Origin of the sequence: Syntrophotalea carbinolica DSM 2380 (genome assembly GCF_000012885.1) — a bacterium.
GTDB lineage: Bacteria > Desulfobacterota > Desulfuromonadia > Desulfuromonadales > Syntrophotaleaceae > Syntrophotalea > Syntrophotalea carbinolica.
The window spans coordinates 3,482,921-3,502,134 of sequence record NC_007498.2 but is presented as its reverse complement, the minus strand read 5'-3'; the positions used below and the strand labels follow the sequence as shown (position 1 = coordinate 3,502,134).

Sequence of the window (19,214 nt, the reverse complement as noted above, 5' to 3'; positions counted from 1 at the left end):
CTACGCTCCCCGCCCATATCGCGATCGAAGCCAACCCAGTCGCGCGATGAGAAATCCGCCCATGGCTGTCAGCATGACCAGCGCTCCCCAATCGGACAGGAGATAGAAAACACCCAGCACCACCAGCAGTCGAATCAGGAAGCTGGCTGTCAGCAACAGTCGTGGCGAAGCGCAGCGCTTCAGGGATTTCACCGTCAGGTAGAGTCCGCCGAAATATCCCGCCCCCAACAACAGCCCCGTGAGCAGCGCCAGGGCCATGCGACCGAGTTCAGTCGGTATCATGTAAATCCTCCTTCGGCGGTTCGTGGCGCTGCGTCTCGATCTCCTTGCGCTCGCGGCTGATCCAGAACCAGGCATTGACGCAACCGAGACCGACGCCAATGACCAACAGCATCAGCGTCCAGGAATAGGGGCCGGCATGCCGGGCGTCTATCCATACGCCAAGGGCGGTAAGCGCCACGGCCGGGATGGCGACCGACCAGCCGACCAGGCCGAACATGCCGAGGCCGAACCAGGCGTTGCGGTCACGTTGTCCAATGGCCCGCAGTTTGCGCTCCTGCTTGGCGGCCAGCAAACGGCGCAGATCCTCGCGCGATTGTTGTCCGGAGCGTCGGGGTTTGTCTTTATCTTCGGTCATGATAGCTCCATAAAGCGCCGTAAAAAGTCGGATTCCAGACGCGCCACGGCACTGCGAACCACCCGTTCCTGCTCATCCAGGGCCTTGAAGCGCAGCTGTACGACTTCGAGCAAATCCTCCAGCTCCCCGGCTGCAACGGCATTGCGCACCGACACCGACACCAGCGTCTCGCGTTTCACCAGCAAACCACGATCGAGGGCGATGTAGTGCCCTTGGCCCTCTGCCGTTTCGTAATAGAACAGGCCCGGCACCACCGCCGATACCAGATCGACGTGCCGTGGCCGCAGGCAGAACGAACCGTTCAAACCTTCGGCCACCACTTTGGTTACGGGGCAATCGAGGATCCGCTCCGCCGGCGTCTGGACCCTTAGCCTCATGGCGGCTCCTCTCCATGTCCAGCCGTTTCCTCCTCGCGCAACCGCTGGCGTGCTTCTTCAAGGCCGCCGATCATGTAGAGGATTTTTTCCGGGGCTTCGGAAAATTCGTCGTTGAGAATAGCCTCACAGCCATTTAGCGCCGCATCGAGGGCCACCGTGCGACCCTGCATGCCGGTAAACTGTTGGGTGGTGTGAAAAGGCTGGGTCAAAAAACGCTCCAGGCGTCTTGCCCGGAAGACAATGCGCCGATCTTCCCGCGACAGTTCCTCCAGCCCGAGCATGGCGATAATGTCCTTAAGCTCTTCGTAGGTTGCCAGGGTGCGGCGGATCTCCTGCGCCAGACGGTAATGGCGTTCGCCGACAATGCGGGGATTGAGTATGTTGGAGGTTGACGCCAGGGGATCGATGGCCGGATAGAGCCCCTCGCTGGCGCGCCGGCGCGACAGCACGATGGAAGCCGACAGGTGCGAGAAGGTGTGTACCGCTGCCGGGTCGGTAAAATCATCGGCCGGTACATACACGGCTTGAATCGAGGTGATCGCGGCGTGCCGGGTACTTGAAATCCGCTCCTGCAATTCGGCCAGCTCGGTGCCCATTGTCGGTTGATAGCCGAGTCGTGACGGCATCAGACCCAACAGGCCGGAGATTTCCATGCCGGCCTGGATAAAGCGAAAGATATTGTCGATCAACAACAGTACATCGCGACCCTGGTCGTCACGGAAATATTCCGCCATGGTCAAGGCGGTCAGGCCCACCCGGAACCGCGCTCCGGGCGGTTCGTTCATCTGGCCGAACACCATCACCGTATTGTCGAGTACCCCGGCCTCCCGCATCTCACGGAATAATTCCTCTCCTTCGCGGCAGCGTTCGCCGATGCCGCAAAACAGGGACACCCCTTCGTGCTGTCCGACCATGTTGTGGATCAGTTCGGTAATCAGCACGGTCTTGCCGACCCCGGCGCCACCGAAAAGACCGGCTTTGCCGCCCCGTTCCAGCGGTGCCAGCACATCGATGGCCTTGATGCCGGTGATGAACATTTCGGTTTTGGACGACCGTTCCGTCAGGCCGGCCGGCTTGGTCAGAACCGAGCGCCAACGACACCCGTCGGGCGGCTCACGCCTGTCGATGGGCTGACCGAAGACATTGAACACCCGCCCCAGGATTGCCTGCCCGACCGGTGCCTGCAGGGGCGCCCCACTGTCCTTGATGGTATCTCCGCAAGCCAGCCCCTGGGTCGGTGTCAAGGCATTGCCGCGCACATGGCCGCCGTCGAGATGCAGCATGACCTCCACCACGATCTCGTCCTGTGCTCCGGCCAGCAGCAGGGAGTGCAGCGCCGGCATCTCCCCATCAAAGCGGGCGTCGACAATGCCGCCGCGCACTGCCACCACGGTTCCTGAACGATCAGCCTGTCGTTTCATAAACGGTTTCCCCGGTAGATTGAAACATAAGAGAATTCTACCAGACTTTTGCCGGTCGTCTCGCTCTCTTCGTCAAACCGATCATCGGTGGTTTTAAATGGGTGGCAAACCAACGGGTAAATGCTAGAATTATCTCATTCAAAATCCGGAACACTCTGACTTTTGAGGTGTTGCATGAAACGTCTGTTGATTTGTTGTGCAGTTTTATGGGGCTTTGCCATGCCTGCGCCCCTTTGGGCCGAATCGACCCCGGTCGACGTGGCGGCTGAAGATCCGGCACTGTTGCCCGGAGTCGCGGAGGTTTATCCGCGTCTGACAAAACTGACGGAAGACCGTGCCGCGCTTGAAACCCGCCTCGGTCAACTGACCGGCCTGGCGTCCTCCAATCAGGCGCTTGCCGAGCTGAGACTCTGGCAGGACAATTGGTCGAAGCGTCAGGCGGCGCTGGGGTATCCTCAGGAATGGCCTCTGGATCAGTTGCTTCAGGCGCGGACCACCCTGCTGGCGCACAAGGATAAAACGGCGCAGCTGCTCGATGAAATTTTCAAACGCCTGACCGAAATTGAGGGTCTGCGGAAAACCTGGCAGGACGAGGAAAGTTTCTGGCGCCAATGGCAGGCGGCATTGCCGACGGACAGCCCCCTGGCGCCACCCGAAGTTTTTAAACAGGCCCGGCAAATGATCGAGCAAGCTCTTGACCTGCTGGATCGTAGCGATCCCCAATTGGTTGCCTTGCAACAGGAAGTCAGCAGCCTGCAGAGTCCTCTCTCGGAACAGATCGGGCAGATCGAACAAATCCTCGCTTCGCGCAAAGGGCAATTGCTGGCAAGAAATCAACCGTCCTTTTTCAATGCCGAGTTTTACCGGCAGCTCGATCCCGGCCTGTTTGCATCCGTTGGTGCCACTTTTACCCGAATGAATTTATTCAACAGCTTGTTCTGGAGCAACCACGCTGGCCTAGTCGTGTTGCATGTTTTACTGATTTTTATCCTGGCCGGGCTGATACGTTCGCGGGGCAAGCGCTGCGAAGAAAAATCCGTGCGTCATTTTTCTTTGTGTCATCCTTTGTCTACCGGTGTGTTTATTTCGACCGTCGTGCTGGGCCCCCTCTACAGGCATGCCCCTTCCGGGATAGTGGTGCTGCTTACCGCTGTGGGTGTGCTGTCGGCGTTACCACTGATCGTGGGGCTTTTTTCTCAACCGCTGCAGCGCCGGGTTATACGGTTGCTGGCTTATGTCTACATCCTGTCCCTGGCGGTACAATCGCTGGCCTTGCCCGCACCTTTTTATTCTCTGTATCTGGCTGGATTAGGCTTGGCCGGCCTGGTTTTGCTGCGCTGGGCCATGGTGCATTCGCTGCGTACTGAACCCTACCCGCAGCGTTTCTTCAGGCGCCTGTTGATGGCGGGCATGGCCCTGTTCGGCGGCATTTTCATCGCCCAGGCAGGAGGGTATGGGAACCTGGCCGAACATCTTCTGCACGCCGGTCTCAAAACCGTTTTCGTCGGTTTGCTCACAGCCCTGGTTTTGCATCTGCTGCACACCGGAATGCTGACACTGGCGAAACTCGATGTCTTTCACAGGCAGCGGTTTTTCCTGCGGCATGGTCAGGAGTTGCAAAAACGCATCTGGCATCTGGTGCCGATCGTTGTCATCACCTATGCCGCCCTTTACCTGATGGTGGTATGGCGCCTGTTCGACAGTGTGGGCGAAGCCTGGCATGCGATCGTATCGGCCGGAGTCGCCTTCGGCGACAAAACCGTTTCCGTGCAGATGCTGCTGATTGGTCTGGCGGCCCTGTATCTCACTTTTCTGGTATCCTGGTTGTTGCGCAGCTTGCTGGAAGAAGAGGTGTTTCCGCGTCGGCAGATGGATCGCGGTGTACGGGATTCCATCAACAAACTGCTGCACTATGCGATTCTGGCTTTCGGTGTCCTGATGGCGCTGAGCCTGGCCGGCATCGAGCTGAAAAACTTCGCGGTACTGGCCGGCGCCCTCGGTATCGGTATCGGTTTCGGACTTCAGAATATCGTCAATAACTTTGTCAGCGGTCTGATACTGCTGTTCGAACGCCCGATAAAAATTGGCGACATGATTGTTCTGGACAACGAATGGGGCACGGTCCGCAAAATCGGCTTGCGTTCCACCACCGTCGAAACCTTCGATCAATCCGAAGTCATCGTGCCGAACTCCAACCTTGTCTCCGAAAAGGTTACCAACTGGACTCTTTCCAGTGAACAGAGCCGCATCGTGGTACCGGTCGGCGTGGCCTACGGCAGCAATTTGGAAAAGGTTTTACGCATCCTCCACGAAGCGGCCAAGGCACATCCCAAAGTGCTGGATACACCGCCGGCATCCGCCATCTTTACCGCCTTTGGAGACAGTTCCCTCGATTTCGAGCTGCGCGTATGGGCCACATCTGTTTCTGAACGCCTGATTATCAAAAATGATCTGCTGTTATACATTGACCGCCGCTTTCGCGAAGAAGACGTTGAAATTCCCTTCCCGCAGCGCGATCTTCATCTGCGTTCGGTGGACGATCATATCCTTGGGAAATGGGATCCGTCCGCCATCGGCAAGCCCCCGGTGCAATAACTTGAGCCGCTAGGGCAAACATGTTATTTTGAAAACAATTAACTTCCGGAAGGGGTTGCCCGGCCCAGGTTGAACCCCGGATGCCTTTCAGATTAAAGAGGATGATCTGCCTCACGCCCGGAACCTCGAAGGACCGGGAAATCCGACAGGGGCCTGGGCAAATGAAACAGTCTCCCCGAGAGCGTATCTTTATGAGGAGGCTGAACTGCTCGATCCGCACGCGCCAACATGCTCATTGTCTTCAGGGCGGGGCCTTTGCATGGAGCCACACCATGAGACAGACTGCGGCTTTCCCAAGGGTGAAAGTCATGGCTGGCCGAAGAAAAGAACCGCTTCCATGTGACAACTGCTAAATCAGGAGGAAACCCGTATGGACAACAGCACGCGCGCCATGATCCTCGGTACCGGCCGCTCTATTCCCGAGAAAATCCTGACCAATGCCGACCTGGAAAAGATGGTCGATACCAACGACGCATGGATTGTTGAACGCTCCGGCATCCGTACCCGACATATTGTCGAACCGGGGACGCCCCTTTCGTCTCTGGCCGCCGCTGCCGGTAAGCAAGCCATTGAAGATGCCGGTCTGGCCGTCACCGATATCGACCTGATCATTCTCGCCACGGTCACCGGCGATATGAAGTTCCCTGCCACGGCCTGTTTCGTGCAGACTCTGCTCGGCGCGGAGAATGCAGCAGCCTTTGATATCAGCGCCGCATGCTCCGGGTTTCTTTACGGCATGCAACTGGCGGATAGCCTGATCCGTACCGGAACCCATCGAAACATCCTGCTCATCGGCGGCGAGGTTCTTACTTCCATGGTCAACTGGGAAGATCGCAATACCTGCGTACTGTTCGGCGACGGCGCGGGAGCCGTGGTGCTGGGGCCTTCGCAGCAGGATCGCGGCATTCTCACCACCCAGATCGGTGCCGACGGCAATCACAGCAAGCTGCTCTACAATCCGGGCTGCGGTTCCATCAACCCGCCCACTCCCGAAAATGCGCGCGACAAGCTGCATACCCTGCGCATGGAAGGGCGCGAAGTCTTTCGGCATGCGGTGGTGTGCATGAGCCGCTCCATGAAAAAATCGCTTAAAGCTGCGGGGGTGGCTATTGAGGATCTGGACCTGGTCATTTCCCATCAGGCCAACCTGCGCATCATTGAAGCTCTGGCCAAACGCCTGAAACTGACCGAAGGGCAGGGCTATGTAAATGTCGATCGCTACGGCAATACCTCCGCCGCTTCCATTCCCATCGCTTTGGACGAAGCGCGCCGCAACGGACGTATCGGTGAGGGCGACATGGTCGGGCTTGTCACCTTCGGCGCCGGTTTCACCTGGGGATCCAGCATCGTTCGGCTGTAAGTTTTTTGCTCAACCCGGCCTTGCGGCATGGGTCTTTTTCGATCATACAAAAAAACCGGGAGCGTAAAACGCTCCCGGTTTTTTATAGGACATCAGGCGACTGTCAGAACGGCAAAGCCTTGCCCGCCAGCAGCATAAAAGCCGGATAATAGAGACCGATCGCAGCCCAGATGATCAGGGACCAGGCCAGCAGTTTGGCGGAGAATTTGCCGTAAGCGTTGAGCCAGACCTCAAGGGTGAGAATCGTGTAGCCGGCGCAGGCAAAGGCAAAGTAGCCGCTGCCTTTGACCGTGTAGAACATGATCATGTAGATAAAGGATATGATGGCAACGGTCAGGCTGACGTTACCGACGGAAGCCATGCTTTCCAAACCGGCAAGCAGGGCAAAGGCGACAACGCAGTACAGCAAGCCGTGAGCAAACAGCAGGCCCGCGGTAAAAGCATCGCCCTGGATACAAAGTACAAAAGCGCTGACAACAACACAGGCCCCTACAAATGCCGTAATGGCGCCGGTTCCTTTGGCTTCACCGTAGCCGAGAAACAACAGGGCCACCGGTACCCACATCAGTGAAATAGCAATCAGAATGGCAAGGGTCATCGTGTACTCCTCCTTTGAAGTGTAAAAATCCTCTTTTAGCCAGCTCGGGTCTTGCGAAAATGTCTGCAGCCGACAGTTGCCCGGTAGCGTGTCGCGCCACACCCTGCGAAACGCCCGATTGCGAAACCGCACAAGTCTTCAAGATCGCTTCTTCCGTTACCGTCTTCCCGATGCAGCGGGAACAGCCGTCGGCAAACGAAATAGATGCTCCTGCCCTGAGCGCAGCGAAACATGTGGATGCGGCCTCGTTCGGCGGCAGACGCCATGACAATGATTTTTTTCTCTGAATCAGGCAAAAAGGCCGATACAACACCTTTTTTAAATTATGCATAGCGTAAGGTGCCAGGATTGTTCGTCAATCTCCTTCCATAGATGGTCTTGCAAAGAAGTAGGGCATGGTCAATCTTGAAAAATAAACCAACGTTTTAATTTAACGCAAAATTGATGCCATAAATGAGTGGCCGCGGGAGGTCGGACAAGGTGCGAAAATGCGTTTCTTGCGGTTTGTTCCGCGGTTTTTTTCTTTTAGGGTTCCGAGCCATAGTGTGGCTCGCGGCGCTATCTTGGCACATAGTGTCACTTAGTGTGTCGCAAAAAAAGGGGGGGCGATGCTAGGCGGCAAGGAGTGATGTTGTCTTTTTGCTTGCAGCCCGATACATAATAGCACAGTGTTCCGTTTTGTCTCGTCAGGGCCGGTTATGCTACGATTTTTCTTTCCAGTATCCGCTGGCGTGCATGCCGACGGTACGTCAGGCAAGCATGGCTAAAACAGTTCGGTGCTGCCATCCGCTAAAAACCCGGTTCAATTGTTTGTTACGTGCTGTCGGTGTTCTATGCGGGCGTTCGTTTTTGCATGGGCACTACGGTGCAGAGCCTGAATCGGAGCAGCGGTGCAAAGGCTTAACGCCATAGACCCGCCAAGTCTTGCCGACAGACACGGGTCTGAGGTTCGCCACTTGGTTTTGCCGTGTTTCTCAGGATCGAAACGTTTCGTTGAAGAGGGGGACTTCGCTTTACAATGCGGTTCGAAGCATTGCTATTTCGCATTGGCCTTGATACGAGGCTATGTTATAGTTGCTGTACTTGAGATGCCCCCGAGAGAGGATGGTTTTCCACATGAAAAAATGCCTTTGGATGCTGTTGCCGGCTGCGGTTATTTGTGGTTGCGCCATGATGGGCGCATGGAAAGCTATTCCCCCTCCGGGAGGTTGCGATCAATGCCACAGCGTTAAAATCAGCGCCAACTGGGCAGTCCGAGGCACCGCCGTTACCCTGGCCGACGAATCCGGCCGCGAACCCTGGCTGAAAGAGACTTCGGTACTGCCTCCCGATATAGCTCCCATTCAACAGCAAAAAGTCGAGGGAGAACCCTGCTTCCGTTGCCACAAAGGCCCCAGTCGGGCCCATGCGGAACGTCTGGGCCGTTACCATCACTGACCCGCGCCTTTGGGGACCCTGGCTACTCAAGTCAGGGTTCTTTCGTTTCAAAAGTATCCCAGTCAGTTACCGGCCAGGGAGGGACGCGCCATGTTCCGCCATACCAAAATCATTGCCACTATCGGCCCGGCCTGCGACTCGCGCGAAGGCATCGAGCGGTTACTGTTGGCGGGCGCCAATCTTTTTCGCTTGAATTTTTCCCATGGCGACCAGCAGCACAAAGCCGGGATCGTCGAGTCCATTCGCGAATTGGCCAGGCAGCATCGGGTTCCGGTGGCGATTCTCGGTGACCTGCAGGGGCCTAAAATTCGCGTTGGATGCCTCACAAACGGTGCCGTGCAACTGGACACCGGCGGCACCGTAACGTTGACATCCGAAGCGATCGAAGGCGATGCGACGCGCATCCCCGTGAGTTATGCCAAGCTGGCCGAAGACGTCGCCGTGGGTGATCGAATCCTGCTCGACGACGGACTGTTGGAACTCGAGGTCCTGACCAGGGAAGCACAGGCCGTGCATTGCCGCGTTGTGACAGGCGGTACCCTCAAAGACCGCAAGGGCGTCAATCTGCCCGGCGCGGCCCTGTCGGTGCCTTCATTGACCGAAAAAGACCTGGAAGATGCCGGCTTTGCCGTGCGTCAGGGGTTGGATTATCTGGCGCTGTCGTTTGTGCGGCGGGCCGACGACGTAAGGCAACTTAAAGCCTTGCTGCAGAAGCACAACAGCAACATCCCGGTCATTGCCAAAATTGAAAAGCCCCAGGCCGTGGAGAATTTCGACGCCATCCTGGAGGAGTCCGACGCCATCATGGTGGCGCGGGGGGATCTGGGCGTGGAAATCAGCCCGGAAAGGGTGCCGCTGATCCAGAAAAACATTATCCGACGTTGTCATGAGGCCGGCAAACCGGTGATAACCGCCACCCAGATGCTGGAAAGCATGATTCACAACCCGCGTCCCACACGGGCTGAAACCTCCGATGTCGCCAACGCCATTCTCGACGGCACCGATGCCGTTATGCTGTCGGGAGAAACCGCGGCCGGCAGGTTTCCGGTGGAAGCGGTTGAACTGATGGATCGGGTGGCACGCAGCGTGGAAGGCGACGCCTTGCTCAAGCGGCAACTGTTTTACAGTTTTCCCGCCCATCAGCAAGGGCCGCGAAAACTATCCGATGCCATCGGCGAAGCCGCCTGCCGGACGGCTGTGCATATTGGCGCGACCGCCATCCTGGCGTTTACCCAGACCGGTTCGACGGCGGCACTGGTGTCGCGTTTTCGGCCGGAAATCCCCATTTATGCCGTGACGCCCTCGCGTGAAGTAAGGCGCCGGCTGGCTCTTTTTTCCGGAGTGCAGTCGATTCAGGTCGACTTTGCCGGCGATACGGAGGCGCAGATCCATTCCGTGGAGGAGGCAGTGCTGGCTGCAGGGGTTCTGCAAAAAGGGGATATCGTTGTCATTACCATGGGCAGTCCGGTGGCTGCCTACGGCACCACCAACCTGATGAAAGTGCACCGTCTGGGCACCGGCAGGTTTTACGAGATCAATTGATCGCCGCACAGCGGCGATCCTGAACAGTTCTGTTAATGAATAAGGGATACATCCATGAGTAAAAAAGCAGTCGTTCTTTACAGCGGTGGCCTCGATTCGACCACCTGTCTGGCCGAAGCCCGGGCCGCCGGTTTTACGCCTTATGCCCTGAGCTTCCATTACGGTCAACGCCATACGGTGGAACTGGAAAAGGCGCGGCTCTACGCGCCGCAGGTCGGGGCTGCCGATCACATGGTTATCGATTTCGATCTGCGCCGCATCGGCGGCAGCGCCCTGACCTCCGATGAGGAAGTACCCAAGGGTCGTGAAATCGACGATGCCATCCCGGTGACCTATGTGCCTGCCCGCAATACCATCTTTCTGTCCTTTGCCCTGGGCTGGGCGGAGGTGCTGGGCTCCTTCGACATTTTCATCGGCGTCAATGCCCTCGACTATTCCGGCTACCCGGACTGTCGTCCGGAGTTCATCAGCGCCTTCGAACAATTGGCCAATCTCGCTACCAAGGCCGGCGTCGAGGGGCAGGGACAATACCGGGTGCATGCGCCGCTTTTGCATCTGACCAAGGCGCAGATCATCAAACGCGGCCTGGAGTTGGGCGTCGATTACTCCCTGACCCATTCGTGTTACGATCCCACTCCGGAAGGGCTGGCCTGCGGCCTTTGCGATTCGTGCCAGTTGCGTCTCAAAGGTTTTGCCGAAGCCGGTATCTCCGATCCCGCCGCTTACGCCAGGGAGGTGCAGCGATGAACCGCATGCGCGATATGCAGATGGAGCGAGATACCCGAAACATCGCCATCGACAAAGTCGGGGTCAAGGATATCCGCTATCCCATCGTGGTCATGGATAAAAACAAGGACCAGCAGCACACCGTGGCCCGCATCAACATGTATGTCGATCTGCCCCATCACTTCAAGGGCACCCACATGAGCCGCTTCGTCGAGATCCTCAACCAGTATCGCGGCGAAATCACCATGCGCAACATGGGCGAACTGCTGCAGGAAATGAAAAACCGCCTGGATGCGTCCTGTGCCCATCTGAAAATGGATTTTCCCTATTTCATCGAAAAACAGGCGCCGGTCTCCAAGGCGCGCAGCCTTATGGAGTATCGCTGCCGCTTGCGTGGCACCCTCGACAAGCAAAAGGATTTCGTGTTGGGAGTGGAAGTGCCGCTGACCGCCCTGTGCCCCTGCTCGCGAGAAATCAGCGAGCGCGGCGCCCACAATCAGCGCAGCGCGGTGAAGGTGGAAGTGCGCATGAGTAAATTCATCTGGATCGAGGATCTCATCAGCTGGATCGAAGAATGCGGCAGTGCGCCGGTTTACGCATTGCTCAAACGGGAGGATGAAAAGGCCGTAACCGAACAGGCTTACGACAATCCCATGTTTGTCGAAGACATCGTGCGGGCCGTTACCCTCAAACTCAAATCGGCTCCCGAAATCACCTGGTTTCGGGTCGAATGCGAAAATTTCGAGTCGATCCACAACCATTCGGCCTATGCCATGGTCGAGTTTCCGCCACGGACCGAAGACGCAGAGCCAGCCCCTGCGCCATGACCAACGCATCGGTCCTGGGGATTTTTGCCAAACAACCGCAGCCCGGCCGGGTCAAAACCCGGCTGTGCCCGCCGTTGACCTTGGACCAGGCCGCTGAACTGTACCGTTGCTGTCTGAAGGAAACCGTTCATCTGGCAACCCGGGGCGACTGGAGCACGGTGCTGTTTTTTCAGGGGCAACGCCGCTTTTTCAAGGATACGTTCGCCGATGTGCCGCTGGCGGAACAGATCGGTGCCGATCTTGGCGAACGGCTGGCACAGGCGTTCGCTTCCCGCTTTGCCGGCGGCGCGCAGCAGGTTGTGATCATCGGTTCCGACAGCCCCGATCTGCCTGTTTCGCTCATCCGGCAGGCTTTTGCGGGATTGACGCATCACGATGCGGTTCTGGCGCCGGCAGACGACGGCGGCTATGTCCTTGTCGGCTTGCGGCGACCGGTGCCGGGGCTGTTTGAGCGAATTCCCTGGAGCACCGGAGAAGTCCTGGCGGCTACCCGCAAGCGCATGGTCGAGTTGCAGCTGTCCTGCCTTGAGCTTTCCGGGTGGTACGACGTGGATGATGTCGTCAGCCTGCGACAACTCGTGCGGCGCTCTCCCCAAAGTGTCACGGCCCGTCTGGCGGCTCAACTGCTAGGCGATCCGCATCGCTAGCAGCCCGTACCGGGTTCCTGGCCGGGCACGATTTCGGCATCCAGAGCTACCACCTTGTAATCCGCCCCTGCGAGGGCAGCCAGAATTTCCCGCACATGTTCCGAACCGCGCGTTTCCAGCTCCAAGTTGACCTCGGCCCGGCCCAGGGGAATGCCGAGGCGATGGCGGTCGTGACTGACATGGTAGATATTCGCACGGCATTCGCCCAACAACAATGCCAGCCGTCCCAATGCACCTGGGGCATCGTTGAGTTCAATCCGGATCTTGAGATAGCGACCGGCCGCCACCAGGCCGCGATCGACCACCTGGGCGATGGTCTGTACATCGATGTTGCCCCCGGACAACAGACAGACCGTGCGGCCGCGCGCCAGCGGCCGGGCCGCGTGCAGCAAGGCGGCCAGTCCCACGGCACCGGCACCCTCCACCACCAGTCGGGTTTTTTCCATCAGCGCCACAATGGCCTGGGCGATCTGTTCTTCGTTGACCGTCACAAGTTCATCGACCAATGCCTCGATAACCGGAAAGGTCTGCTCGCCGATGCGCTTGAGCGCAATACCGTCGGCCAGGGAGTGGGCTCCGGACAGACCGACAATGTGGCCCTGGCGGCGTGATAACAAGGCGGCTGGCGCTGCTGCGGCCTCCACCCCGATGACCCGCACGGTGGGCCGCAGCGCTTTAATGGCGGTCGCCACCTCCGAAATCAGACCGCCGCCGCCGACGGGTGCCAATAGGGTGTCGACATCGGGCAGGTCTTCGATAATCTCCAGACCGATGGTCCCTTGTCCCGCCATGATCAGAGGATGGTCAAAAGGCGGTACATAAAGCAGGTCGTGGGTGTGTTGCAGACGTAGCGCTTCCTCCTGGGCATCGTCGAATACCGTGCCGTGCAATACCACCTCGGCACCGTATCCACGCGTGGCCTGCATCTTGGCCAACGGGGTGTTTTCCGGCATTACCACCGTGGCGGCCACTCCGAGTCGGGCCGCGGAAAGAGCCACCCCTTGTGCATGGTTGCCGGCCGAAGCGGTGACCACCCCTGCGGCAAGACGCTGCGCCGGTTGGCGGGCCATGAAATGAAAGGCGCCACGCACCTTGAACGACCCGGATCTTTGCAGGTTTTCACACTTGAAATAGAGCGGCAAGCCGATCTGTTCGGAAAAAAAGTGGGAGTGGATCAGTTCCGTGCGACGAAACTGTCCTTGCAGCGCATCCGCCGCGGCCCTTATCTGCGTCAGTGAAAGCATGGCATCCTCCTTGCTTGAAAAATCGGAGGGTTGATGAGGATGTGTCGCCGATCTGGTGGCTTCAACACGCATTTTCATGAACGGTTCGAGTTAAGCATACCTTCCCTGAAGGATGCTACAAGTCCGCGGATATGCACACCGGGCATTGCGGTGATGCCAGTTGACTTGGTTGAGAGGTTCAGGAATAATCTACGCGTTTGCGGCGTGGTCTGTGCCGCAACATCATTCAGATTTCTTCCCCACGCATGGAGGTAACGTCTTGGAGCTGATTTCCGATGCCGGACTGGTGGTCAAACTGGTTCTGTTGATACTGATCGGTTTTTCTCTGCTTTCCTGGGCTATCATTTTTTTGAAGTTCCGGGTTATCTATCGCGCCATCAGTGATTCGCAGCGGTTTCAACAATTTTTCTGGAACAAACGGCACATCGATGCCATTGCCCAGAAACTGAGAGATTTCCCCCACGCGCCGACCGCATCCCTGTTCCGGGACGGCTATCAGGAAATGAAACGCAATCAGCGGGATAACGGCACGGATGAACCGACCTTGTTCAGTGCCGACATGGGCCAGGCGGACAACGTCGCCCGTGCCCTGCGACGCGCCACCAATCAGGAAACGCAGCGTCTGGAGCGCTATCTGCCGTTTCTTGCCACGACCGGCTCGACGGCACCCTTTATCGGTCTGTTCGGTACCGTATGGGGGATCATGGACTCGTTTCATGGCATCGGCAAAACCGGCAGCGCTTCGCTGGCGGTTGTCGCTCCGGGGATATCCGAAGCCCTGGTCGCCACTGCCATCGGTCTGGTGGCCGCCATCCCCGCCGTGGTTGCCTACAACCACTTTGTCAGTAAGGTTAATGTGCTGACCGGCGATATGGACAGTTTCAGCCAGGAGTTCCTCAACATCGTCGATCGCATGCTGCGAAGGAGCTGACATGGAAGTAGGCCAGCGCAACGGATCCTCCCGCTCCACCTTGTCGCAAATCAACGTCACGCCGTTGGTCGACGTCATGCTGGTGCTGCTGATCATCTTTATGGTCACCGCGCCGATGCTCGAACAGGGCGTGGAGGTCAACCTGCCGGAAGTGGCCGATGCCCCCGGGCTGGCGGCCGGCAAAGAACCTCTGGTGGTCACCGTCGAGAAAAACGGCGCCATTTCCATCGGCAAAACCCGTATTCCGGAGGCCTCGAAACTCATGCCGGTGCTTCGGCAGGTCATGGAAACACGCAAGGAAAAGGAAGTGTTTCTGCAGGCCGACCGCGATGTGCCTTATGGCAGGGTCGTGGAAGTTATGGCCGCCATCAAGGGAGCCGGCATCGAAAAACTGGGAATGGTTTCGCAACCGCCGGAACCGCCCAAACACCGTTGATCGTTTATCTTCATCCCCCACGCCGCAAAGGCCCATACGACCGTGACGACACCACCTGTTCCTCCGCGCAATGAACCGAGTCTGTTTTGGCTGCTGGCCCTCTCTCTGGCCCTGCATGCGGTGGTGTTCGTGTTGTTTTCCGGGGTGTTTTTTGCCTCCCGGCGCATCGAGCCGCGGCCGGTATATTACGTGGACCTGAGCAAAATGCCGGTCCTCAACCCCCAGGCCGGACGCCCGGACGGCGGCCCGGCTCCCAAGGTTAAAAAGACCTCCAGACCCAAGGCAACCAAGCCCAAACCTGCGGCGGCAGCCCCTAAAGCGAAGGCCAAACCCGCGCCACCTAAAAAAACCGCTGTCGCGAGCAAACCGGCCCCCACCAAGCCGGTTGCTTCAAAAACAAGCACCCCATCGGCGAAGGCCCGCACCAGTCCAGCGCCCAAGGCCACTGCGCCGTCGCACAATTATCAGAGTGTTCGGCAGAAACTCGCCGCCATGCGCGAAAAGCAGCAGCGAGAGCAGGAGCTGGCCGCTCTCAAAAACAAGATTGCCGCGCTTTCGGGAGATAACGCCGGCACCTCGGGCGGTACCGGTTCCGGCGCTCCCCTGGGCATGCCGGACGGCAGCGGCGATGAAATCGGTGTCGATCTGCAGACCTGGATGCAGGCCTATTTAAAGCAAAACTGGACTCTGTCCAAATACCAGGTCACCCGCCGCGACTTGACCGCCACCGTTCACCTGGCCTTCAACGCCGAGGGCAGCCTGACCAGTTACCGAATCGTCAAACCCTCCGGCGATGCGACCTTTGACGATTCGGTCAAAAAAGCCGTACTCAAAGCCAGGGCCCTGCCTCGCAAACCCGGCAGGACGCTGCAACTCGATGTCGTCTTCAACCTCAAAGACCTTATGGATTAAAACTATGCGCCGTTTCGTGACCCTGCTTATCGCCCTGCTCTGCCTGTCGGCGACTGCCGTCCAGGCCCAGGTTGAAATTCGCGCTCCTGGCCAACAGACCATTGCCGTGGCCAACACCCAACTTGTCCCCCTGTCCGGAACGCCGCTACCCGCCATAGCCGCGGAGTTGCACGATGTCATGGCTGCCGACCTGGAGCTGTCCGGCCTGTTTCGCCAGCTCGACCCGGCGGCGTTTCTGGATGATGCGCGGCGTCCCGGTCTGACCAGTTCTCGGGTCGATTTCAATCAGTGGGCCCTTCTGGGTGCCGAAATTCTTATCAAGGGCGGTTACCAACTGCAAGGGGAACGGCTGCTGGTCGATTTTCGTCTGTACGATGTCGTTCACAGGCGGTTGTTGACCGGTCGCCGCTATGCGGGACTTCGACGCGATGTGCGTACCATGGCGCATAAATTCGCTGATCAGGTGTTGAAGAGCGTCACCGGCCGGGAAGGTCCGTTCAGTTCCCGTATCGCTTATATCGACAACCGCACCGGGCACAAGGAGCTGTATCTGATGGATACCGACGGCGCCAATGCCCTGCGCCTTACCGATCACCGCTCCATTGTTCTCAATCCCGATTTTTCGCCCAACGGACGCGAGGTCATTTACACCTCGTACCGGCGCGGCAATCCCGATCTCTACCGGAAACAGTTGAGCACCGGGCAGGAAGCCCGCCTGGCTTTTAAAAAAGGCCTGAATATAGCAGCGCGCTTTCGGCCTGACGGTCGGGAAATTGCGCTCACCCAGTCGGCCACCGGCAATCCCGAACTGATGCTGCTCGGCACCGACGGCAGTCGCCGCCGCCGTCTTACCAGTCATTGGGGTATCGATGTCGATCCGAGCTGGAGCCCGGCCGGCGACCGGCTGGCTTTTGTCTCCGACCGGCAGGGCAATCCGCATATTTTCGTCATGGACCTGCTCGGCGGCCAGACCGCGCGACTTACCGCTAACGGTAAATACAACGCCACTCCGGCCTGGAGTCCCGACGGCAAGCGTATTGCCTTTACCCGCCTGGAAAAGGGCGTGTTTGATATCTATACCGTTCGACCCGACGGTACGGACGAACGCCGCCTGACTTTCGGTCCCGGCAATAAAGAGCACCCCCGCTGGAGCCCGGACAGCCGCTTCCTGGTCTATTCTTCCGATCAGGACGGCCGTAAGGGCATTTACATCATGCGGGCCGATGGCACCGGCATACGCCGCATCTCGGCCGGTGGCGGACAGTGCCAACACCCGGCATGGTCCGGTCAGCGGTGAGACGTTTATTCCCCCTGTTTTTTTGATAAACACTCACGTATAATGAGCGTTGCTTCAGTTTACCCGCTCAGTTTGAATTACACGCTTTTTGTATTTTCGGGATGGCCCCGAAGTTGTTGTTTGTCTTCAACCCCATTTTATCTATCAGGTAAAGGAGTAAAACCATGAAACGCGGAGGTATTCGGATTTCCATGCAGGTGCTGTTGATGATGATTCTTACGGCCATGCTGGCGGTAGGCTGTGCCAAAAAACCGGCCCCTGTACCTGTCACCACCGATGATCAGGCGGCAGCGCAACAGGCTGTCCAAGGTGTTGAAGAGATGGGCGCGGGAGAGACGGGCATTGGCGAAAGCATGATTGGCGAAGAGAGCATGGACGACAGCATGTCGATGCCGCAAACGGTTGCTTCTCTGGAACGCATCTACTTCAATTTTGACCGTTATGACCTGAGCCCCGAGGCGCAGGCCATTCTTATCAACAATGCGGAATATCTCAAAGCCAACCCCGATCAGAAGGTCCGCATCGAAGGTTACTGCGATGAGCGCGGTTCGGATGAATATAACCTGGCTCTTGGGGAGCGTCGCGCCCTGGCTGCCCAGAAGTATCTTGAATCCCTCGGTGTTGCCGGCGATCGCCTGAGTGTGATCTCCTATGGTGAGGAAATGCCTCTCGATCCGGCACAGAACGAAGATGCCTACGCCATGAACCGGCGTGCGGAATTCAAATCCATGCCCTGATTACAGGTTGGGTATTTTCGCGAAACCGATGTATCCAAGGCGGATCGGCTCTACCGATCCGCCGCCCTCAACACAATGAGGACCGATTGTCATGAAAAGCTTAAGAATCCTGATGTTGTGCGCCGCCACGCTGGCCTTGCTTGCCGGCTGTATCCCTTCTCAGCAGGAACTGGCCATGAGCCGCGACCTTGAAGAGATGAAACGCCGGCTGGCCGCCACCGAAAGGGAACTCGCGACCCAACAGACCGACCGGCTCGGCCAGACACGCCAGCGCCTGGATGATCTGACGCAACAACAGGCCAAAACGCAGGCGGATCTGGATAACCTGCGCCTGGAACTGCAAAGCATCCATGGCCGTTTCGCCGATCTTGACCAACAGCGTAATGAGCTTCAGGAGGAACTGGCCCTGGTTCGTGACGATCTGGGGCTGCGCATCAGCGCCCTTGAAGAAAATCCGTCTTCCGCTACCGGCAACACGGCCCCGGTGGTTCAACTGCCGAAGGCCGGCGCCGCCCAGCCCGAGACCGTTTATCTGCAAGCCGTCGATGCGATCCGCAAACAGAAGCACTATGCCGAGGGTCGCAAGCAGTTGGAAGAATTTCTGCAGAAAAACCCCGGCCACTCGCTGGCACCGAACGCCGCTTACTGGATCGGCGAATCCTATGCAGGGGAAAAAGAATACGAGAAGGCCATCCTGCAGTTTGAAGACGTCATTCAGAAATACGGCGATCATCCCAAGGCGGCAGCCGCCTATCTCAAGCAGGGGTTGACCTTCGATCAACTCGGAGACCGCCAAAGTGCCCGCGCCATTCTTGAAAAACTGGTCAAGAGTTTCCCCCTGTCCGGGGAAGCCGGTATTGCCAAAGAACGTCTCAAAGCCTGGGGCAAATAATAAAGACCCAAAAAAAGGGGCGGCCTGAAAAGGTCGCCCCTTTTTTAATCTCCCCCCCTGAATGGTCAGGCCATGGTTTCATACCAGCCGGAGTGTTGCGGCAGGAAAACATTGTCGATAATATGGATCACCCCGTTACTGCATTGGATATCCGCTTTAACGATGTGCGCGTTGTCGATCATGATATCGTTTTCGTCCAGATAGATGGAAAGGCTTTTGCCCAGTTCCGTGACCATGGAGTCAAGGTTTGTGACGTCCATTTCCTTTTCAGTATATTTCTCCGCGACCAGGTGGTAGTTGAGGATATCCGCCAGTTTGCCGGCATCGGCCAGCACCTGATCGATGTTGAGGCGCGCAAAAGCCTCATCGTTAGGTGCGAAGAAGGTATAACTACCGGGTTGCCCCAATCTCTCAACGACCCCTGTGACAATCCCCAAAGCCTTGTTCAAGGTCTTCAGTGATGGATCTGCAGCGATGGCTTCCATGATCGTCGGCATGGCAAACTCCTTTTCTCGGCCCCTGATGGAAAGAACCGTGCATGGTATTGACATTAGCGGCCCGTTTTCATCTCGGATCGTATCGGGTTGGAGCCGCAAAG

21 protein-coding genes are annotated in these 19,214 nt (G+C 57.8%); 14 read left to right on the top strand and 7 right to left on the bottom strand.

The features are described 5' to 3' along the window. Genes PCAR_RS16165 through atpD form a run of 4 tightly spaced genes read right to left on the bottom strand, consistent with a single transcriptional unit; the run spans position 1 to position 2,435 of the window. A complete protein-coding gene (locus PCAR_RS16165; protein WP_011342780.1) occupies positions 1-282 on the bottom strand; it encodes an ATP synthase subunit I in 282 nt (93 codons plus the stop codon). Further along, positions 269-637 (bottom strand): AtpZ/AtpI family protein, encoded by a 369-nt coding sequence (locus PCAR_RS16160; protein ID WP_011342779.1) that lies wholly within the window; start codon positions 635-637, stop codon positions 269-271. The genes PCAR_RS16165 and PCAR_RS16160 overlap by 14 nt, the downstream gene beginning before the upstream one ends. Beyond that, the gene (locus PCAR_RS16155; RefSeq protein ID WP_011342778.1) at positions 634-1,014 is read right to left on the bottom strand and encodes a F0F1 ATP synthase subunit epsilon; all 381 of its coding nucleotides are present in this window, start codon (positions 1,012-1,014) and stop codon (positions 634-636) included. The genes PCAR_RS16160 and PCAR_RS16155 overlap by 4 nt, the downstream gene beginning before the upstream one ends. After that, entirely contained in the window at positions 1,011-2,435 is a 1,425-nt protein-coding gene (atpD, locus tag PCAR_RS16150) for a F0F1 ATP synthase subunit beta (RefSeq protein WP_011342777.1), read from the bottom strand. Before atpD ends, PCAR_RS16155 begins: the two co-directional genes overlap by 4 nt. 174 nt (positions 2,436-2,609) lie before the next feature. Here atpD and PCAR_RS18515 point away from each other — a divergent pair, with 174 nt between their 5' ends. Beyond that, entirely contained in the window at positions 2,610-5,030 is a 2,421-nt protein-coding gene (locus PCAR_RS18515) for a mechanosensitive ion channel domain-containing protein (protein WP_011342776.1), read from the top strand. Positions 5,031-5,400: 370 nt separating this feature from the next. After that, positions 5,401-6,390 (top strand): beta-ketoacyl-ACP synthase III, encoded by a 990-nt coding sequence (locus PCAR_RS16140; RefSeq protein WP_011342775.1) that lies wholly within the window; start codon positions 5,401-5,403, stop codon positions 6,388-6,390. Between the two features lie 103 nt (positions 6,391-6,493). Here the strand turns inward: PCAR_RS16140 and PCAR_RS16135 are convergent, their stop codons facing one another. Then, positions 6,494-6,988: an AmiS/UreI family transporter gene (locus PCAR_RS16135; RefSeq protein ID WP_011342774.1), complete on the bottom strand. Its 495-nt coding sequence runs from the start codon at positions 6,986-6,988 to the stop codon at positions 6,494-6,496. 59 nt (positions 6,989-7,047) lie between these two features. Between PCAR_RS16135 and PCAR_RS18705 the strand changes: the two genes are divergently transcribed. The 6 genes from PCAR_RS18705 (at position 7,048) to PCAR_RS16110 (ending at position 12,167) form a co-directional block, all read left to right on the top strand. Beyond that, positions 7,048-7,275, top strand: coding sequence for a hypothetical protein (locus PCAR_RS18705; protein ID WP_148204371.1), 228 nt, complete (start codon positions 7,048-7,050; stop codon positions 7,273-7,275). 829 nt (positions 7,276-8,104) lie between these two features. Further along, positions 8,105-8,425, top strand: coding sequence for a hypothetical protein (locus tag PCAR_RS16130; protein WP_011342771.1), 321 nt, complete (start codon positions 8,105-8,107; stop codon positions 8,423-8,425). A gap of 90 nt (positions 8,426-8,515) precedes the next feature. Continuing rightward, on the top strand, positions 8,516-9,967 hold the full coding sequence (gene pyk, locus PCAR_RS16125) for a pyruvate kinase (RefSeq protein WP_011342770.1): 1,452 nt from the start codon (positions 8,516-8,518) through the stop codon (positions 9,965-9,967). 54 nt (positions 9,968-10,021) lie between these two features. Then, positions 10,022-10,714, top strand: a complete 693-nt coding sequence (gene queC / locus PCAR_RS16120) for a 7-cyano-7-deazaguanine synthase QueC (RefSeq protein ID WP_011342769.1) — start codon at positions 10,022-10,024, stop codon at positions 10,712-10,714. Then, the gene (folE2, locus tag PCAR_RS16115; RefSeq protein WP_011342768.1) at positions 10,711-11,520 is read left to right on the top strand and encodes a GTP cyclohydrolase FolE2; all 810 of its coding nucleotides are present in this window, start codon (positions 10,711-10,713) and stop codon (positions 11,518-11,520) included. Before queC ends, folE2 begins: the two co-directional genes overlap by 4 nt. Next, positions 11,517-12,167: a TIGR04282 family arsenosugar biosynthesis glycosyltransferase gene (locus PCAR_RS16110; protein WP_011342767.1), complete on the top strand. Its 651-nt coding sequence runs from the start codon at positions 11,517-11,519 to the stop codon at positions 12,165-12,167. Before folE2 ends, PCAR_RS16110 begins: the two co-directional genes overlap by 4 nt. Here the strand turns inward: PCAR_RS16110 and ilvA are convergent. Beyond that, entirely contained in the window at positions 12,164-13,411 is a 1,248-nt protein-coding gene (gene ilvA, locus PCAR_RS16105; protein ID WP_011342766.1) for a threonine ammonia-lyase, read from the bottom strand. The two genes, PCAR_RS16110 and ilvA, sit on opposite strands and share 4 nt — an antisense overlap. A gap of 259 nt (positions 13,412-13,670) precedes the next feature. Here ilvA and tolQ point away from each other — a divergent pair, with 259 nt between their 5' ends. The 6 genes from tolQ (at position 13,671) to ybgF (ending at position 18,616) form a co-directional block, all read left to right on the top strand. Beyond that, positions 13,671-14,342: a protein TolQ gene (tolQ, locus tag PCAR_RS16100; protein ID WP_011342765.1), complete on the top strand. Its 672-nt coding sequence runs from the start codon at positions 13,671-13,673 to the stop codon at positions 14,340-14,342. 1 nt (position 14,343) lies between these two features. Further along, a complete protein-coding gene (gene tolR / locus PCAR_RS16095; RefSeq protein WP_011342764.1) occupies positions 14,344-14,778 on the top strand; it encodes a protein TolR in 435 nt (144 codons plus the stop codon). A gap of 42 nt (positions 14,779-14,820) precedes the next feature. Beyond that, positions 14,821-15,690: a TonB family protein gene (locus PCAR_RS16090; RefSeq protein WP_011342763.1), complete on the top strand. Its 870-nt coding sequence runs from the start codon at positions 14,821-14,823 to the stop codon at positions 15,688-15,690. 4 nt (positions 15,691-15,694) lie between these two features. Next, positions 15,695-16,987, top strand: coding sequence for a Tol-Pal system beta propeller repeat protein TolB (tolB, locus tag PCAR_RS16085; RefSeq protein ID WP_011342762.1), 1,293 nt, complete (start codon positions 15,695-15,697; stop codon positions 16,985-16,987). Positions 16,988-17,151: 164 nt separating this feature from the next. Then, entirely contained in the window at positions 17,152-17,724 is a 573-nt protein-coding gene (gene pal / locus PCAR_RS16080) for a peptidoglycan-associated lipoprotein Pal (RefSeq protein WP_011342761.1), read from the top strand. Positions 17,725-17,815: 91 nt separating this feature from the next. Next, complete coding sequence (ybgF, locus tag PCAR_RS18165) at positions 17,816-18,616, top strand: tol-pal system protein YbgF (protein ID WP_011342760.1); 801 nt, start codon at positions 17,816-17,818, stop codon at positions 18,614-18,616. A gap of 65 nt (positions 18,617-18,681) precedes the next feature. On the opposite strand, the gene PCAR_RS16070 is transcribed toward ybgF, so the two are convergent. Beyond that, on the bottom strand, positions 18,682-19,113 hold the full coding sequence (locus PCAR_RS16070; RefSeq protein WP_011342759.1) for a fasciclin domain-containing protein: 432 nt from the start codon (positions 19,111-19,113) through the stop codon (positions 18,682-18,684). Positions 19,114-19,214 lie beyond the last annotated feature (101 nt).

Coding starts and splice junctions, on each gene's coding strand:
- PCAR_RS16160 (WP_011342779.1), bottom strand. CDS start 637: ATGACCGAAGATAAAGACAAACCCCGACGCTCCGGACAACAATCGCGC.
- PCAR_RS16110 (WP_011342767.1), top strand. CDS start 11,517: ATGACCAACGCATCGGTCCTGGGGATTTTTGCCAAACAACCGCAGCCC.
- PCAR_RS16155 (WP_011342778.1), bottom strand. CDS start 1,014: ATGAGGCTAAGGGTCCAGACGCCGGCGGAGCGGATCCTCGATTGCCCC.
- ilvA (WP_011342766.1), bottom strand. CDS start 13,411: ATGCTTTCACTGACGCAGATAAGGGCCGCGGCGGATGCGCTGCAAGGA.
- PCAR_RS18515 (WP_011342776.1), top strand. CDS start 2,610: ATGAAACGTCTGTTGATTTGTTGTGCAGTTTTATGGGGCTTTGCCATG.
- PCAR_RS16130 (WP_011342771.1), top strand. CDS start 8,105: ATGAAAAAATGCCTTTGGATGCTGTTGCCGGCTGCGGTTATTTGTGGT.
- PCAR_RS18705 (WP_148204371.1), top strand. CDS start 7,048: ATGTCTGCAGCCGACAGTTGCCCGGTAGCGTGTCGCGCCACACCCTGC.
- ybgF (WP_011342760.1), top strand. CDS start 17,816: ATGAAAAGCTTAAGAATCCTGATGTTGTGCGCCGCCACGCTGGCCTTG.
- pal (WP_011342761.1), top strand. CDS start 17,152: ATGAAACGCGGAGGTATTCGGATTTCCATGCAGGTGCTGTTGATGATG.
- PCAR_RS16070 (WP_011342759.1), bottom strand. CDS start 19,113: ATGCCGACGATCATGGAAGCCATCGCTGCAGATCCATCACTGAAGACC.
- atpD (WP_011342777.1), bottom strand. CDS start 2,435: ATGAAACGACAGGCTGATCGTTCAGGAACCGTGGTGGCAGTGCGCGGC.
- PCAR_RS16135 (WP_011342774.1), bottom strand. CDS start 6,988: ATGACCCTTGCCATTCTGATTGCTATTTCACTGATGTGGGTACCGGTG.
- pyk (WP_011342770.1), top strand. CDS start 8,516: ATGTTCCGCCATACCAAAATCATTGCCACTATCGGCCCGGCCTGCGAC.
- queC (WP_011342769.1), top strand. CDS start 10,022: ATGAGTAAAAAAGCAGTCGTTCTTTACAGCGGTGGCCTCGATTCGACC.
- tolB (WP_011342762.1), top strand. CDS start 15,695: ATGCGCCGTTTCGTGACCCTGCTTATCGCCCTGCTCTGCCTGTCGGCG.
- PCAR_RS16140 (WP_011342775.1), top strand. CDS start 5,401: ATGGACAACAGCACGCGCGCCATGATCCTCGGTACCGGCCGCTCTATT.
- folE2 (WP_011342768.1), top strand. CDS start 10,711: ATGAACCGCATGCGCGATATGCAGATGGAGCGAGATACCCGAAACATC.
- PCAR_RS16165 (WP_011342780.1), bottom strand. CDS start 282: ATGATACCGACTGAACTCGGTCGCATGGCCCTGGCGCTGCTCACGGGG.
- tolR (WP_011342764.1), top strand. CDS start 14,344: ATGGAAGTAGGCCAGCGCAACGGATCCTCCCGCTCCACCTTGTCGCAA.